General features: G+C 44.3%; 12 protein-coding genes and 1 pseudogene. 3 read left to right on the top strand and 10 right to left on the bottom strand.

Annotated features, from left to right (window positions below):
• Positions 1–123 precede the first annotated feature (123 nt).
• The 3 genes and pseudogenes from FLM48_RS12020 to FLM48_RS12025 all read right to left on the bottom strand — a co-directional run bounded on the left by FLM48_RS12020 (position 124) and on the right by FLM48_RS12025 (position 2,610).
• A complete protein-coding gene (locus FLM48_RS12020) occupies positions 124–717 on the bottom strand; it encodes a hypothetical protein (RefSeq protein WP_179024802.1) in 594 nt (197 codons plus the stop codon).
• A 1,004-nt stretch (positions 718–1,721) separates the two neighbouring features.
• Positions 1,722–1,932: pseudogene (locus FLM48_RS22770) on the bottom strand (Mobile element protein); the annotation flags it as partial.
• Positions 1,933–2,166: 234 nt separating this feature from the next.
• Entirely contained in the window at positions 2,167–2,610 is a 444-nt protein-coding gene (locus FLM48_RS12025) for a hypothetical protein (RefSeq protein ID WP_179024803.1), read from the bottom strand.
• A gap of 746 nt (positions 2,611–3,356) precedes the next feature.
• Here FLM48_RS12025 and FLM48_RS12030 point away from each other — a divergent pair.
• The 3 genes from FLM48_RS12030 (at position 3,357) to FLM48_RS12040 (ending at position 7,829) form a co-directional block, all read left to right on the top strand.
• Entirely contained in the window at positions 3,357–4,361 is a 1,005-nt protein-coding gene (locus tag FLM48_RS12030) for a D-alanine--D-alanine ligase (protein WP_179024804.1), read from the top strand.
• 304 nt (positions 4,362–4,665) lie between these two features.
• Positions 4,666–6,699: a TonB-dependent receptor gene (locus FLM48_RS12035; protein ID WP_179024805.1), complete on the top strand. Its 2,034-nt coding sequence runs from the start codon at positions 4,666–4,668 to the stop codon at positions 6,697–6,699.
• Between the two features lie 17 nt (positions 6,700–6,716).
• On the top strand, positions 6,717–7,829 hold the full coding sequence (locus FLM48_RS12040; protein WP_179024806.1) for a PQQ-dependent sugar dehydrogenase: 1,113 nt from the start codon (positions 6,717–6,719) through the stop codon (positions 7,827–7,829).
• An 81-nt stretch (positions 7,830–7,910) separates the two neighbouring features.
• On the opposite strand, the gene FLM48_RS12045 is transcribed toward FLM48_RS12040, so the two are convergent.
• The 7 genes from FLM48_RS12045 to FLM48_RS12075 form a co-directional block, all read right to left on the bottom strand.
• Positions 7,911–8,645, bottom strand: coding sequence for an ABC transporter substrate-binding protein (locus FLM48_RS12045; RefSeq protein ID WP_179024807.1), 735 nt, complete (start codon positions 8,643–8,645; stop codon positions 7,911–7,913).
• Complete coding sequence (locus tag FLM48_RS12050) at positions 8,632–10,281, bottom strand: ABC transporter substrate-binding protein (RefSeq protein WP_256871136.1); 1,650 nt, start codon at positions 10,279–10,281, stop codon at positions 8,632–8,634. Before FLM48_RS12050 ends, FLM48_RS12045 begins: the two co-directional genes overlap by 14 nt.
• Positions 10,282–10,632: 351 nt before the next feature.
• Entirely contained in the window at positions 10,633–11,220 is a 588-nt protein-coding gene (locus tag FLM48_RS12055; protein ID WP_028774213.1) for a cytochrome c3 family protein, read from the bottom strand.
• A 10-nt stretch (positions 11,221–11,230) separates the two neighbouring features.
• A complete protein-coding gene (locus tag FLM48_RS12060; RefSeq protein WP_028774214.1) occupies positions 11,231–11,710 on the bottom strand; it encodes a nitrate reductase cytochrome c-type subunit in 480 nt (159 codons plus the stop codon).
• Positions 11,711–11,721: 11 nt separating this feature from the next.
• Complete coding sequence (gene napA, locus FLM48_RS12065) at positions 11,722–14,211, bottom strand: nitrate reductase catalytic subunit NapA (protein WP_179026358.1); 2,490 nt, start codon at positions 14,209–14,211, stop codon at positions 11,722–11,724.
• A 2-nt stretch (positions 14,212–14,213) separates the two neighbouring features.
• Positions 14,214–14,471, bottom strand: coding sequence for a chaperone NapD (locus FLM48_RS12070; protein WP_028774216.1), 258 nt, complete (start codon positions 14,469–14,471; stop codon positions 14,214–14,216).
• 44 nt (positions 14,472–14,515) lie between these two features.
• Complete coding sequence (locus FLM48_RS12075) at positions 14,516–14,674, bottom strand: periplasmic nitrate reductase, NapE protein (RefSeq protein ID WP_028774217.1); 159 nt, start codon at positions 14,672–14,674, stop codon at positions 14,516–14,518.
• Between the last annotated feature and the right edge of the window lie 372 nt (positions 14,675–15,046).

The following is a 15,046-nucleotide window of genomic DNA, read 5'->3' on the forward strand; positions in this document are numbered from 1 at the left end:
ATCACCCTAAACTATGAATATTACTGTGTATCGGCATTGTGAACTCGGCTTAAATTTACGGGGCATGCAACATCGTTATCAATACTCAGACAAAGCATAGGTGCAGTTCATTGATACCATCATCTATGCTTGTTCACTGCATTCTGCTGTCTGCATTTCTGGCATATTCTGCGCCTTGACTTGCTGATAACGGCTTAGCAACTGATACAAACTAATAGCGTAAACAAACACGATGACAAATGGAATCAAGATAAAGCGCTGCTCAGGAAAGAGATACCAAGCGATGACGATAAGTACGGTACGAAGCAAAGTATGAATAATACCAACGTTGTGCTCTAACGACCATGATATAGGTAGCCACATGAGCCCAGACACAATACCAATTGCCATTGGCACTGCGGTATAGTTCTCTAACCCAAACGGGATAGCGACTGCAAAAGCACACCATGACATACCTAAGGTATACAGAAATAGCGTATCGAATGGATTGCGCTGATCTTTTTTAACCAGTAATTTTTCACCGGTAAAACGAGAAATAAAAAGTGCGAGATAAAAGATACAACCCGTACCAATATACACAGGTAACACCATATTCTTAGCAGGCACTACTAGCGCGGTAATCCCGAGTAGCAGCCAAACAATCGCGCCTGCAATAGGCATAGTGATTAACTTCTTTTGTTTATATTCTTCGCGATACTGCTCAAGTGATTTGGCCATGTCCATTTGTCCCTTGTTTAATATTTAAAGTCTAGTGTCTAATGTTTAGTGTTTAATTTTTAATGTCTGGATATATTATTGATGCAAAGGCAAAACAACATCAGAGACAAAAGTCATCAATAGATTATGACAATTGTCATCAAGCTACTTTTGCAGTGAAAAATCCACCGCATTTAATCGGGAAAGCTCAAGCGGAAAACTCAATTGGGAAAATAGTGATTAGGGTTAGGTTGTCATTGTTCCTACAAAATTGGCAATTGCTCATAGCGAGTTGCGAGTGACTTGTTATGGGCGTCGTTGTGATGGGAGTGTCTAGGGAGCCACAAAAAGAGTTACACCCTACTTGAATTGGGCTGCACGCTAGCTCATGGCGCTTTGCAGATTTAGCTCGCAACCACCTTGTTATGTCTGTAAATCAAGCATAGTCGCAGCTTGTCATTTACGGCGTTAACTGTGGCTGTCTATATGTTTTATGTTGGTGTCTATATGTTTTATGTTTAAGACTTACCAAGCCTTCGATGGTATCTCACCTAGTAACATAATTAGCTCATTTGTTAATAATCATAAGCACTTATAAATAACTGACCACAGCATTGTTAAGTATCATCTTGTAAGCACAAAAATTAGAGCTTAAATTCTAATTATTGGTGGTTTATTACTCTTTTTCTGCTAGTATTCGCGACCCTAAATCAGCTAACCACTCAATATGATTGTTGGTAGTTGATATCAGGTGACTATTTATATGCATACTAAAAGTTATATGCATCACTAAAAGCGAATAAATATCACTAACTCCTATTGGCATTATGAAGAGGTAAAAATGAGCGAAGTAGAAGTGTTTCTTGACATGTTGTGGAACAAAAATAGTGCGATGGCGCTAGGAATGATTGGGTTTTATACACTTTGCTTAGTCCTCGTTTGCCTTGCATGTGATAACGTTAAACAGCGCACTGCCGAATAGGTCATTCGGCCTTTCTTTTAGAAAAACAAGCCAGGCATTATTAATCACCTTTGGCAAATTTCTGCGTTAACCCTGTTCCTTTAAACAATCTATGCCATTGCAGTACCACATCCCTATCCGGCCTGGTATTAACTTGTTCAACATCAATATGTAGGACGACATAAAGGTGGTTGCTCCCTGTCTATCAACAACAGTGCATAGGCCACCACGTCAATGGCAAATACTTCGGTAGGCTTTAAGATTTGAGCTTCTACTCAACCTTAGCGATGATCATAATTTTACCGATGTATTGGTCATCATCGGTTATTCAATATTGTAAAAGACTGCAGGTCCTACCGCTCGACTGCCCCTGTGGTCGTAAGATCATCTTATTGATAAGAGTTCGAGACTAATGAGGGTTCGTCTAGGCCTTTGCATGCAACGTCCTTGTGATATGCGTAAATCAAGCATCGCCGGTGGTTGTCATTTACGCCATTAACTATGACTGTCTATGTGTTTTTATTTACATTCCTTTTAAGCAATATAAATCGATAGATTATTGCCACACTAAAACCTATACAATATATCGTTACCGTAAGGCCTAGTAATAAAGAAGAATACCCATGACCAGCACCTCTATACCCTTCATAATAAGTTAATGGACCTTGCACACCTTTAATGAACAGGTAAATACCCAGCATTGAGAGCCCAAAGATAAAAACCAAGTAAGATAAAACCTTAAAAGGGTTCGATAGGTTTTTTCTAGTTTCATTCGTTTCCTTAACCGTAAAAATAGATTTGTAGAAACGAATACAGTACAACAACACACAAGAAAAAAGAGAGCCTATGAGATCCATAAAAGTAATGGGTAATCCCACATAACGCCTAAAAGCCTCCCAGGCAAGAATAATGGCAAAACACAATAAAAAATTACCAACAGCATCCCAAGTCATAAAATCCTTTTCCTTTACAACCTTAAAATATTCAGGTTGAAAAATCCTTTAACAATACTGATTAAAAACTCACTTCAAAATCTCATATGGCCATTATAAATTGATTCTTTCTAAGTCGAATCGCCCATACGTGTTAAATTCTCATGATATTAGTAATGGCTGACGACTTATTGAATCTGTTGCACATCACTTCATAGGCCGCCACGTTAATGGCAAATACTTCGGTAGGCTTTAAGATTTGAGCTTCTACTCAACCTTAGCGATGATCATAATTTTACCGATGTATTGCTCATCATCGGTTATTCAATATTGTAAAAAAACAGCGCGTCGTATAGATCGGCTACAACTGTGGTCGTAGGAACATCTTATTGATAAGAGTTCGAGACTATTGAGGGTTCGTCTAGCCCTTGGCATGCAACCTCCTTGTTATATGCGCAAACCAAACACAGTCGAAGGTTGTCATTTACGTCATTAACTAAGGGTGCCTATAAGCACAGAACCCCTGTCGTTAATTCAGTGACTCAGCTGCAGATTAATCAACAAACTTAGCATCAGAATAAGTTCAGCTATGGCTCTTTACGCCATCAATACTCTACCCAGCCAACAGCCCCCAAGCCCCTACTACTGGAGATAAAATCTGCAGTTAGCCCTTATCTCGTCATAATCTCACCATTATGCGGTTGCATAATCTTATCGGTAAGGCATAGTTAACACGCTAGCCTATTGACCCTAAAGATGGAGTAATAATGATCCAAAACAATCTGCTATTGATATGTGGTGGTGGCGCCGATGAACATGATATTTCGCTGATGTCAGCCAAATATTTCGAGTCGACATTACAGACTTTACCGCATGTTAACGTACTCAAAGTTGAGTTAAATGCACAGGGTCAATATCACACCGAAGACGGTGAACGCTGCGAGATCACTAGTAGCCGCGAAGTCCGCTATACCCATGCTAAACGGGATAACTGGCCGGTAGATTATGCCATCCCTTGTATTCATGGTTACCCGGGTGAAACCGGCGATATTCAATCATTTTTTGAATTGATTAATCTGCCCTATTTTGGCTGTGACTCTGAAAGCTCACGTAACTGCTTTAATAAAATTACCGCCAAGATGTGGTTTAGCGCCTTAGGCATTCCTAATACCCCTTACCGCTTTTTAAGTGAACTTAATCAAAGCGCGATAGATACTACCCAGCAAGCATTAGCTGAGTGGGGGTCGGTATTTGTAAAAGCGGCCTCACAAGGTTCATCGGTAGGTTGTTACCGAGTTGACAGTGCGGAGCAAGTCGCCGATACCTTGCGCCAAGCGTTTCAGTATTCACCCTATGTGGTAGTGGAGAAAACCATCCGCGCTCGTGAATTAGAGGTGGCAGTCTACCAACTTGATGGTAAAACCGTAGCGACCGTGCCCGGTGAGGTCATTTGCTCATCAAATAACTTTTACACCTTTGATGAAAAATATGCCGCTAACAGTCAGGCCACCACAGAGGTGGTAGCAGATGTGCCACTAGCCGTTAGCGATAGCATTCGTGAATATGCGATCAAAGTTTTTGAAGGCATGAAACTCCGGCATTTGTCCCGCATTGATTTTTTCTTAACCGACGAAGGCGAAATTTTGCTAAATGAAATTAATACCTTCCCAGGGCTAACCCCTATTTCAATGTTTCCAAAGATGTTGGCCAACCACGGTGACAGTTTTGCCAACTACCTCGACCAAGCGATTCAAGCGGGTATAAAATCATAATAAGCGCACACTAAATTATCAGGGCATGCCCAATGCCCTGATGGCCTATTATTGTGCTAATATCACGCTCATTTCTGACATAACAACACGATAAGTGATCCGTTTGTAGCTGTTTATACGTTTAGTACGCTCTGCCAATTATCCCCGTTATCAGCATTACATAAGCTGTTACAGTATTAGCCATTGAACTTAACTTTCAGCTCGGCATAATGCTAAGCCATTAATATGTTATCAATGGGTTAACCTTGTGTTGAGATGGCTATCATCAGCAAATTATCGTCCGAAGCGTAGCTTCGGTATGTTCATGGCATTATTGCCTATTACAGCGCTGGCTGATAGCTCAGCCACACAAGCGCAAATCGATGAGCGCATTAGCGTTTTTGGTGAGGCTTTGCCTTATAGCGCAAATCAGCAACCAAAGGCCTATAGCTATCTCGATGAAGCCCAGCTCAACTTGATAGCTGCACCACTCACCTTAAGCGAATACCTCAATAAGCTTCCCAGTGTGTATGTGCAAGCCAGTCAAAACTTTTCCCAAGATGAGCGGATTTCTATTCGAGGCTTCGGCGCTCAATCCAGCTTTGGTATTCGTGGTATTCAGATATTGGTTGATGATGTGCCCCACACCCTGCCCGATGGTCAAAGCCAATTAGATGGACTTGAACTACAAAACCTCAGCAGCATTGAAGTACTCCGAGGCCCTCAATCGGCACTTTATGGCAACAGTGCTGGCGGTGTGATAAAAATCCACACTAAGGTGCCTGATGCCGATAAAGTCGCGCTTAAGCTAACCAAGGGCTCCTTTGATACCGAACAAGCCTACTTATACGCCAATAAGCATTTTGACACGGTTAATGTTGGCGTGAGTGCAAGTCAAACTCACAAGCAAGGCTATCGAGAACATAGCGAGTATGAAAAAAGCGCGATAAATGGCCACCTTGATTGGCAGGTGATGCCGCAATGGTTACTGCGTTTTAACAGTCAGTACATCGACAGCCCAACTGCACAAGATGCTGGCGGCTTAACCCGCGAACAAGCGGAGGCCAACCCAGAAGCAGCGCGAGATCGTAATGTCATCTATCAAGCGGGTGAATCTGTTAAACAGCAAAAGCATACCCTCGCTAGTCGGTATCAGTTTGCCGACAGTAGCCAGTTGAATGGCCAGTTTTATTATTTTGATAAAGACTTTGATAACCGCCTGCCCTTTGAGTCTGGTGGCCAAGTTGAACTAGCACGGCAGTTTTACGGCGCTAATGTGCAATATGCCACCACCAACTGGCTGAGCCACTACAACAGCCAAGTGTTGTTGGGGGCAAATATACAGTACCAAGACGATGAGCGTCGACGATTTGATAACCTTGAAGGTGGCGTGCGCGGCGACTTAGCACTCGCGCAACAAGAACTAATCGATTCTAGTGCCTTGTATGCACAAATATCCGCTCAGCCCAGTCAAAACTGGCTTATCGATTTAGGCTTACGGTATGAGCATAATCGAGTTGAAGTTAACGATCAGTATTTACAAGATGACGACCAATCTGGGCACCGCAATTGGGACAACAGCAGCGCCAATATTGGTAGCAGTTACCAGATAGACGCATCGACAGTAGCGTACGCAACGGTGAGTCAGTCGTTTCAAATTCCGACCACAACAGAGCTAGCCAACCCCAACGTTGGTATCAGCTCCCTCGCCGGTGGCTTTAACCCTGATTTAGAGGCAGAGACTGCGGTTAACTACGAGCTTGGGTTTAGAGGCAGCTTGTTTGAGGAACATAACTATGACATCGCCTTGTTTTATATTGATATCACCGATGCCATCACGCCTTACTTTAATACCGACAGCAATGACGAGGTCACCTACTACCGCAATGCCGGCGCTGCGACTCGCCAAGGCGTAGAGGTTAGCACTGAGCATAGGCTAGGCGGTGATTTTTCTTGGCTTAATCAGTACAGTTTTTCCGACTTTAGTTACGATCAATTTGATACGCCACAAGGAGATTACAGTGGTAAAACTCAACCCGGCGTCGCTCGCCATAAAGGTGCAAGTCAGTTGGTGTATCAAAATGATAACGACCTTTCATTCAACCTTGAACTGCTTTATGTTGGACAACGGTACACCAACAACAGTAATACCGAGTCAGCGCCGAGCTATTGGCTGACCAATGCGGGAATTAGCCAAGCGTTTGAACTAGCGCCGCTGTCAGTATCTTTATCATTAACGGTCAACAACCTGTTTAATCAATACTATGATGACAATATAAGAATCAACGCCTTTGGCGGTCGTTATTACGAGCCAGGGCCAGAAAGACTGTTTATGTTTACCCTTGCTGCCACACTATAATTAAAGGAATTACCATCATGTTTAGAGTGCTTATTAGTGCTGTCACTTATTTAGCATTAAGTCTGCCGCTTCATGCAGCCAACTATGAACTTGAACCGATTAACGAGCAGATCACCATTCCTTGGGGGATCACTCAATTACCGGATAACGCCCTACTGATCACCGATCGCCAAGGCGCGCTATATCACGTCGATGCTAAAGGAAAATCAACTTCAGTAAGCGGCTTGCCTAATATTGTGGTTCAGCGTCAAGGTGGATTACTTGATGTAGTGTTGCATCCTCAATATGCGCAAAATGGCTGGGTATATATCAGCTACAGCGCAGGTACTGAAGATGCATCTAACACTGCGATTATGCGCGCGAAGCTTAAGCTGCAAGGTGATGCGTTAAGCTTAAGCCAAACTCAAATTCTCTATATGGCAGACGCTTATGCCAGTGGTGCGGTGCACTATGGCAGCCGTATTGCGTTTGATAAACAAGGCTACCTGTATTTTTCAATTGGCGATCGTGGCCAGCGCGATGTGAACCCGCAAGATATTAGTCGCGACTCGGGCAAAATTTATCGCCTAAACGATGACGGCACGGTACCGGCAGACAATCCGTTTGTTGATACCAAAGGCGCAAAAACTGCCATCTACAGTTACGGCCATCGTAACCCACAGGGCATGGCGCTTAACCCCCATACCCAAGCCATTTGGGCCCATGAACACGGCCCTAAAGGCGGCGATGAGCTCAACATCATCAAAAAAGGCACTAACTACGGCTGGCCAGTGATCAGCTATGGAGTTAACTACAGTGGTACGAGCTTCACTGATTTAACCGAAAAAGATGGCATGGCGCAGCCAATTACCTACTGGGTGCCATCCATTGCGCCATCGGCAATGGTATTTGTCACCAGTGAGCGCTATCCCGAGCTCGCCAATCAGCTGCTTATAGGTTCATTAAAATTTGCCAAGCTAATTAGTGTTAGCCTTGATGGTGATAACATCGCCTCGCAACAAGATTTAATGCAAAACCTTGGCCGCGTACGTAGCTTACATCAAGGCCAAGACGGCTATCTTTATATTGGTATTGATGGTCGCGGGGTATTTAAAATACAACCTCAGGCCGCTAGCCCCAATAGCAGATAACCAGCAATAACACGGCACAAAAAAGGCAGCTCTATGGCTGCCTTTTATATTTCCGCAATATATAAACCGATTAAAACGAGTCTAAATATCAACACCGTAACTGTGATAAAGCCTACCCATAAAGCCGTCCTGATACATCATATTAAGCTGGGTTTGTAATAACTGGATCTGCGCTTGTGGCATATTGTGATTGCAAGCCATTGCTCCTAACGCGGTGTAAAACACCAATTGTGGCTCCAGCGACACGCCATTGGCCTGGGCGATATGTTTGGCACTAATAAGCTCTGCGGCCCATAAATCGATACGGTCGCGATTTAACTTGGCAAAATTTTGCTGGGTGGTACTACTTAACTCAACGGTAAAGCCTAAGTTAGCTAAATACTCACCAATACCACTGCCCAAAAAACTGCCAATTCGATAGGGCTTAGCATCAATTAACGTTGTCAGCGGAAACGATTGCTCGGGTTTGCTATATAAGCCAAATCGGGTGATCAATACCGGACTTATCCATTGAAATTGCACCTCTCGCTCCTGACTACGAGCAACGGGTAATACACATTTATGCGCTTGGCGCTGCACAGTGATCATCGCCCGTTTTAACGGCACAAACTGTATTTGATAACTTAAGTCACTGCGTTTAAATAGCTCATCTAATACCTCAATAAGTAAACCACTGGGCTTACCATTTTCATACACTGCAAAAGGTGCTACTTCGTAGGTGTAAAGCTCTATATCTGCCCCATGCACTGCAAAACAGCTCAGCAAGCCACAGGCCGCGATAAGCCGCGTCGCCCAATGGCGGTTAACGCCAAACATTGATGGCCTCTTGATAAGGTAAAGTGCGACCTTTCTCTGCACTGGTTATTTTATTTTTGGGTGCTCCAGGTTGTGCTAACCAATAATCCGCAGATTTTTCTGGGTTTAATTTGGGACTACAGGGATGAGGGTGCTGGCTTAACGCAAGCAGGTGCTTGTCGACATCGGCGGCAAATGCATCGAGCCCTTGTTGAGTGGTAATTTTGCCTTCAACAATTTGCGAAATATGCCGCCACCAAAAATTGGCTAAATGAGGATAGTCTGGCACATTGGTGCCCGTGGGTGTCCAAACGTCACGGCCCCGGCTACGGTAGAATTCAACCAAGCCTCCTAAATAAGGCGCTTGCTGAGTCATAGCCTCAGAGTCGATATCTGAGCGGCGGATTGGCGTTAGGCCTACCAAGGTTTTCTTTAAAGAGACCGTTTTAGACACCACAAATTGGGCATACAACCAAGCGGCCTTTTGGCGATCTATCGGGGTGTTGTTAAGTAATGTCCATGCGCCCGTGTCTTGATAACCCGATTTCATGCCGCTCTGCCAATATTTACCCACAGGTGATGGAGCCACTCGCCACTTTGGCGTGCCGTCACTATTCACTACCGGTAAGCCTGGCTGGCTTAAGTCCGCCACAAACGCGGTATACCAAAAGATTTGCTGGGCAATCACGCCTTTGCCCGGCCACTCTCCTGCTTGGGTAAAATTCAGCTGCTTCGATTCAGCCGGTGCAAACCGATTCAGCCAATCAACGTATTTATCTATTGCATATACGGCAGCAGGCCCATTAAGCGCCCCACCACGACTGACACTGGCACCTACCGGTTTACACTGCTCTACTCTAATGCCCCACTCATCTACTGGCAGTCCGTTGGGCAAGCCTTTGTCACCCACCCCCGCCATCGACAACCACGCATCAGACATGCGCCAGCCCAGAGACGGATCCGTTTTAGCATAGTCCATATGGCCATAGACTTTACGACCGTCTATGCGGCGAACATGGACCGAAAAAAACTCGGCAATATCTTCGTAGGCTTGCCAGTTTTGCGGTACGCCCAGTTCATAACCATAAAGGCGCTTGAACTCAGTGCGAAACTGGACATTGCTAAACCAGTCATGGCGATACCAGTATAAATTGGCAAATTGTTGATCGGGTAATTGGTATAATTTGCCATCCGGCGCGGTGGTAAACTGTAAGCCAATAAAGTCGGCTAAGTCTAAGCTCGGTAAGGTAACTGACTTGCCTTGGTTCTGAATAAAATCAGATAACGCCACCACATTACCTGAACGAAAATGAGTACCAATTAAATCACTGTCATTTACGTAAGCATCATAAAGGTTTTGCCCTGTCATAATTTGCGCAGACAGTTTCTTAATCACATCATCTTCACCGGTTAGCTCATGCACCACATGAATGCCCGTGATCTCATAAAACGCTTTAGCTAATACAGTAGCTTCATATTGATGAGTTGCAATGCGCTCAGATACCACACGAATCTGCAGTCCCTGATAGGGTTTAGCAGCATCGATAAACCATTGCATTTCTTCTAGTTGTTGCGGATAAGATAGGGTTGACGGTGTCAGTTCATTTTTCAGCCACCACTGCGCACTTGCAATATCGCTATAGCAAGTCGAATACATACTGAAATAGCCTAAGATAGCAAGCAGGTACTTACTGAGTTTTCTTGTCTGCAATTCGCTCCCTCGAACATGGCAACACAAATATAGAGCATTAGCTAACTATGGTATAAAACAACGGCTTACGCCAGCACTAATGTTTACCTACAAGGTGTTTTTTTGAGCAGCAGCAAAAACACGCTACTAAAACACTATCGGCTGGTTTATCTCGCTGTTACTCAAGCAAATATTTAGTTAAACAGCCCATTAGACTAAGGTACAAGATGAGAGGAATCGCACTGGGTTCAGGTAATAAAAAGCGCCGATGTGGAGAGCATCGGCGCGGGTTTGGAGATAGTGGTTGAGCGTTTGGGCTTAGAAGCCTTCGACTCCTGCCATGTCAGGTAATTGGTGAGCAATACCTTTGTGGCAATCAATACAGGTCTTTTCACCACTCGCCAATGAAGTTGAGTGCATCTTCGCTGCGCGAGTCGATTGACGAGTAAAGTCCATGTAGTCGAAGTTGTGGCAGTTACGGCACTCTAGTGAGTCGTTAGCTTTGAGCCTATCCCACTCATGCTCAGCCAGTTCACGGCGCTTAGCTTCAAACTTCTCTCTGGTGTTAATGGTACCAAAGACTTTACCCCACACCTCTTTTGATGCCTGCATCTTACGTGCAATCTTATCAGTCCAATTGTGTGGAACGTGACAGTCTGGGCAAGTTGCACGGACACCACTGCGGTTAGTAAAGTGAATCGTTGTTTTCAACTCTTCATACACATTATTTTCCATTTCATGGCAACCAATACAGAAGGCTTCTTGGTTAGTCACTTCTAAGGCGGTGTTAAATCCACCCCAGAAAATAACCCCTGCCACAAACCCACCTAACGTCAGAAAGCCTAAACTGTAATGCACACTGGGCTTTCTTAGGACCTGCCAGATCTTTTTTAACTTATCTAACATAGGTTAACTCCTAGTGCTGCTTGGCTTTCACTTTAATTAAGTGGTCAATGTCGACAAAATCGTTACCCACTAACTCTTTCGCATCCAATTGCGGTACATGGCATTGGGTACAGAAGTAACGACGTGGTGACAGATCCGCCAGGAAGTTATTTTCTCTGTCCATGTAGTGAGTCACACTCACCATAGGCGCTTGAGATTCTCCTGTACGCTTACGCGCATGGCACGACATACACTTGTTAACCTTTAAATCTACCTGATACCCATCAATCTTATGCGGGATAACCGGTGGCTGCATAGGATAGTTACGTACCTGCTTGATGTCAGTATTGAGCACTTTTTGCATCACAGGTGGCGTAGGTTCAACATCTAACGGAGCCAGCCTTAAAGTAGCGATCTTTTCATCAGAAACACTTTCCGCTTGGGCGATAAAGGCTGTAGTTAGGCTTAAACCAATCACAGCAGTCAGTGAAACTAGCTTAGCGATATTCATAGTCATTCCCCTTATGCCTTAACCACTTTGATGGCGCACTTCTTAAAGTCAGTCTGTTTAGACAGTGGATCCGTTGCATCCAAGGTCACTTTGTTAATTAACTGACTGGCGTCAAACCAAGGCACAAAGACCAAGCCAACTGGCGGCTTGTTACGACCGCGGGTTTCAATACGGGTTTTGATCTCACCCCGTCTTGAAATCACTTTCACTTCATCACCGCGGCGCAGGCCACGTTTCTTGGCATCTTCTGGATGCATGAAGCACACGGCATCAGGGAAAGCTTTATATAGTTCTGGTACGCGCTGGGTCATAGAACCTGAATGCCAGTGTTCCAATACGCGACCAGTCGATAGCCACATATCGTATTCTTCATCTGGCGACTCGGGCGGCGCTTCATATGGCAGTGCAAAAATAATCGCGCGGCCATCTGGCTTACCATAAAACTCGAAACCTTTACCTGGTTTCACATACGGATCTGCACCTTCTCTGTAACGCCATTTGGTTTCTTTACCGTCAACCACAGGCCAGCGCAGACCATGTACTTCATGGTAAGTGTCAAAGTCAGCTAAGTCATGACCGTGTCCGCGACCAAACTGGGCGTACTCTTCAAACAGACCTTTTTGAATGTAGAAACCAAAGTGCTTAGCTTCGTCATTGAGGTATTTAGGGTCGGCTTGTTCTAGTGGGAACTTATTGACGTTGCCATTTTCGTACAACACTTCAAACAAGGTTTTACCCTTGTATTGCGGATTAGCCGCCAATACATCTTTTGGCCATACTTCGTCAGTTGTGAAACGCTTAGAGAACTCCATTAACTGCCATAAGTCAGACTTAGACTCGCCCGGTGCTTTCACCATTTGATGCCAGAACTGAGTACGACGTTCAGCGTTACCGTAAGCGCCCTCTTTTTCTACCCACATCGCTGTCGGTAAAATCAAATCAGCAGCTTGCGTCGTTACCGTTGGATAGGCATCAGATACCACAATGAAGTTGTCTGGGTTACGGTAACCCGGTAAGCCCTCTTCATTCATGTTAGGTGCAGCTTGCATATTGTTGTTTACTTGCACCCAATAGGCATTGATATCACCGTCTTTCAAGCGGCGGTTTTGCTCTACCGCGTGATAGCCGGGTTTTGGTGGGATGATGCCTTCAGGAATACGCCAGATATCTTGGGCGATCTTTCTGTGCTTAGGATTCGCTACCACCATGTCCGCAGGTAAACGGTGTGAGAAGGTACCAACTTCACGTGCAGTACCACACGCTGAGGGCTGACCTGTCAGTGAAAACGGACTGTTGCCCGGCGTTGAGATCTTACCGGTAAGCAAGTGAATGTTATAAATCAGGTTGTTACACCACACACCACGAGTATGCTGGTTAACACCCATGGTCCAGAAAGAAGTCACTTTGGTTTCTGGGTTAGCATAGGTTTCCGCTAGTGCAATCAGTTTATCTTCTGGTACACCGGATAATTTACTCACCGATTCTACATCGTAATCAGCAACAAATTTCTTAAACTCTTCAAACTCCATTGGGTATGATTTGCCCGCTGTATCAACGTGCTTAGCTTTCTTCTGCAATGGATGCGTTGGACGTAAACCATAACCAATATCGGTCTCGCCGCGGCGGAAATTAACGTGTTTATTTACAAAGTCCCAATTCACTTTATCGTTAGCAATAATGTAGTTAGCGATGTAATTGAGAATGGCCAAGTCAGTGTTTGGCGTAAACACCATACCGGAGTCGGCAAGGTCAAATGAGCGATGTTCAAAGGTCGATAGCACGTTAACTTTAACATGCGGTGCACTTAAACGACGGTCGGTGACACGGGTCCATAGAATTGGATGCATCTCAGCCATATTAGAGCCCCACAATACGAACGCATCTGCCGCTTCCATATCGTCGTAACAGCCCATTGGCTCATCAATACCAAAGGTACGCATGAAGCCACCTACCGCAGACGCCATACAATGACGAGCGTTAGGGTCAATATTGTTTGAGCCAAAACCTGCTTTCATTAATTTTGAAGCAGCATAGCCTTCCCACACAGTCCATTGGCCTGAACCAAACATACCAATGGCCGTTGGACCTTTAGCTTTAATGGTTTTCTTGAACTTATCAGCCATGGTATCAAATGCTTGATCCCAAGTGATTGGAGTAAATTCGCCGTGCTTGTCGTATTTACCATCGGTCATACGCAGCATGGGGGTTTGTAGACGGTCTTTACCGTACATAATTTTTGATAGGAAGTAGCCTTTAATACAGTTAAGGCCTTTATTGACCTCACTTTCGGCATCACCGTGAGTCGCGACAACTTTACCATCGCGAGTGGCCACAATCACTGAACAACCGGTACCGCAAAAACGACAAGGCGCTTTGTTCCACTCAAGTTTTGTTTCTTCAGAGCTTGTGATTAGGTTGCTTGCTGTCGCAGGAAGCGCTAAGCCCGCCACCGATGCAGCGGTCATTGCTGCATTGGCCTTCATAAACTCACGTCTGTTCATCTTCATATTTCACCCTCTTCAAGCACTTCACTTTGGTGATAAACCATTGCTGCTGAAAGCACGCCAGGTAAGCGATTAATGGTTTCAATCCCATCCATTAACTCTTTTTGACTGCTGCCTTCGAGCACCACTACCAATTTGACTTCGTTGTTCACGGATAAATCGGCCTTTTCCATTTTCATGATGGTTTGTCTTACCTCAGCCATCTGCTCAGGTTGGACTTGCACCACAAGACTGGTTACGTGAAGTTCATTGCTCATTATGTATTTACTCTAATTATTAATTTTTTAATTAATTATCTTTGTTATCCGACACCAGGTGGTCCAGTTAGGATTTGGCTAAACCAAATTGCAAATCCCAAGGCCGAAACCAGTAGTGCCGACAGCAGTGGCGCAAGAAAAACCGTTAAAAATATAAATATTTTTAACTCCAGACTTTTCTCTTCGTTTGATGTTGAACTCATGCATCCTCCAGCGAGTCGAGCAATTGTTTCAATGTTTTCTTGGTAAATTCTGTGAGAGTCTTAGCGCTTATAAATCAAGCAATTCGCTAAGACTTATCCTGTGACAATATGATATCAATGGTTTGTTAACATTATGTATACCTCAAAATCGGTAATCCTAATACTCGGTTGATCCAGATCATGCTTTTCAGATGATTATTAGCTAGATCACCCATTTAAGGTGTGTATTCCGATTAAGAACTAAACAAGATTAATTATTTAGCTATTCATAATGTACTAATTTATTAACCAATATAGGTGGTTTTTCGGACAACAGACAAGTGAATAGAGGGAAAATATACCCTTAGAGGTAGAGAGAGATTTTTGCGTACC

Source organism: Shewanella sp. Scap07 (assembly GCF_013394145.1).
In the GTDB taxonomy this organism is placed as follows: Bacteria; Pseudomonadota; Gammaproteobacteria; order Enterobacterales; family Shewanellaceae; genus Shewanella; species Shewanella waksmanii.

Bases quoted from the DNA above. Each gene is read 5' to 3' on its own strand.
- FLM48_RS12035 (WP_179024805.1), top strand. From the start codon at position 4,666: ATGGCATTATTGCCTATTACAGCGCTGGCTGATAGCTCAGCCACACAA.
- napA (WP_179026358.1), bottom strand. From the start codon at position 14,211: ATGAACAGACGTGAGTTTATGAAGGCCAATGCAGCAATGACCGCTGCA.
- FLM48_RS12055 (WP_028774213.1), bottom strand. From the start codon at position 11,220: ATGTTAGATAAGTTAAAAAAGATCTGGCAGGTCCTAAGAAAGCCCAGT.
- FLM48_RS12020 (WP_179024802.1), bottom strand. From the start codon at position 717: ATGGCCAAATCACTTGAGCAGTATCGCGAAGAATATAAACAAAAGAAG.
- FLM48_RS12025 (WP_179024803.1), bottom strand. From the start codon at position 2,610: ATGACTTGGGATGCTGTTGGTAATTTTTTATTGTGTTTTGCCATTATT.
- FLM48_RS12050 (WP_256871136.1), bottom strand. From the start codon at position 10,281: ATGTATTCGACTTGCTATAGCGATATTGCAAGTGCGCAGTGGTGGCTG.
- FLM48_RS12070 (WP_028774216.1), bottom strand. From the start codon at position 14,471: ATGAGCAATGAACTTCACGTAACCAGTCTTGTGGTGCAAGTCCAACCT.
- FLM48_RS12045 (WP_179024807.1), bottom strand. From the start codon at position 8,645: ATGTTTGGCGTTAACCGCCATTGGGCGACGCGGCTTATCGCGGCCTGT.
- FLM48_RS12040 (WP_179024806.1), top strand. From the start codon at position 6,717: ATGTTTAGAGTGCTTATTAGTGCTGTCACTTATTTAGCATTAAGTCTG.
- FLM48_RS12075 (WP_028774217.1), bottom strand. From the start codon at position 14,674: ATGAGTTCAACATCAAACGAAGAGAAAAGTCTGGAGTTAAAAATATTT.
- FLM48_RS12060 (WP_028774214.1), bottom strand. From the start codon at position 11,710: ATGAATATCGCTAAGCTAGTTTCACTGACTGCTGTGATTGGTTTAAGC.
- FLM48_RS12030 (WP_179024804.1), top strand. From the start codon at position 3,357: ATGATCCAAAACAATCTGCTATTGATATGTGGTGGTGGCGCCGATGAA.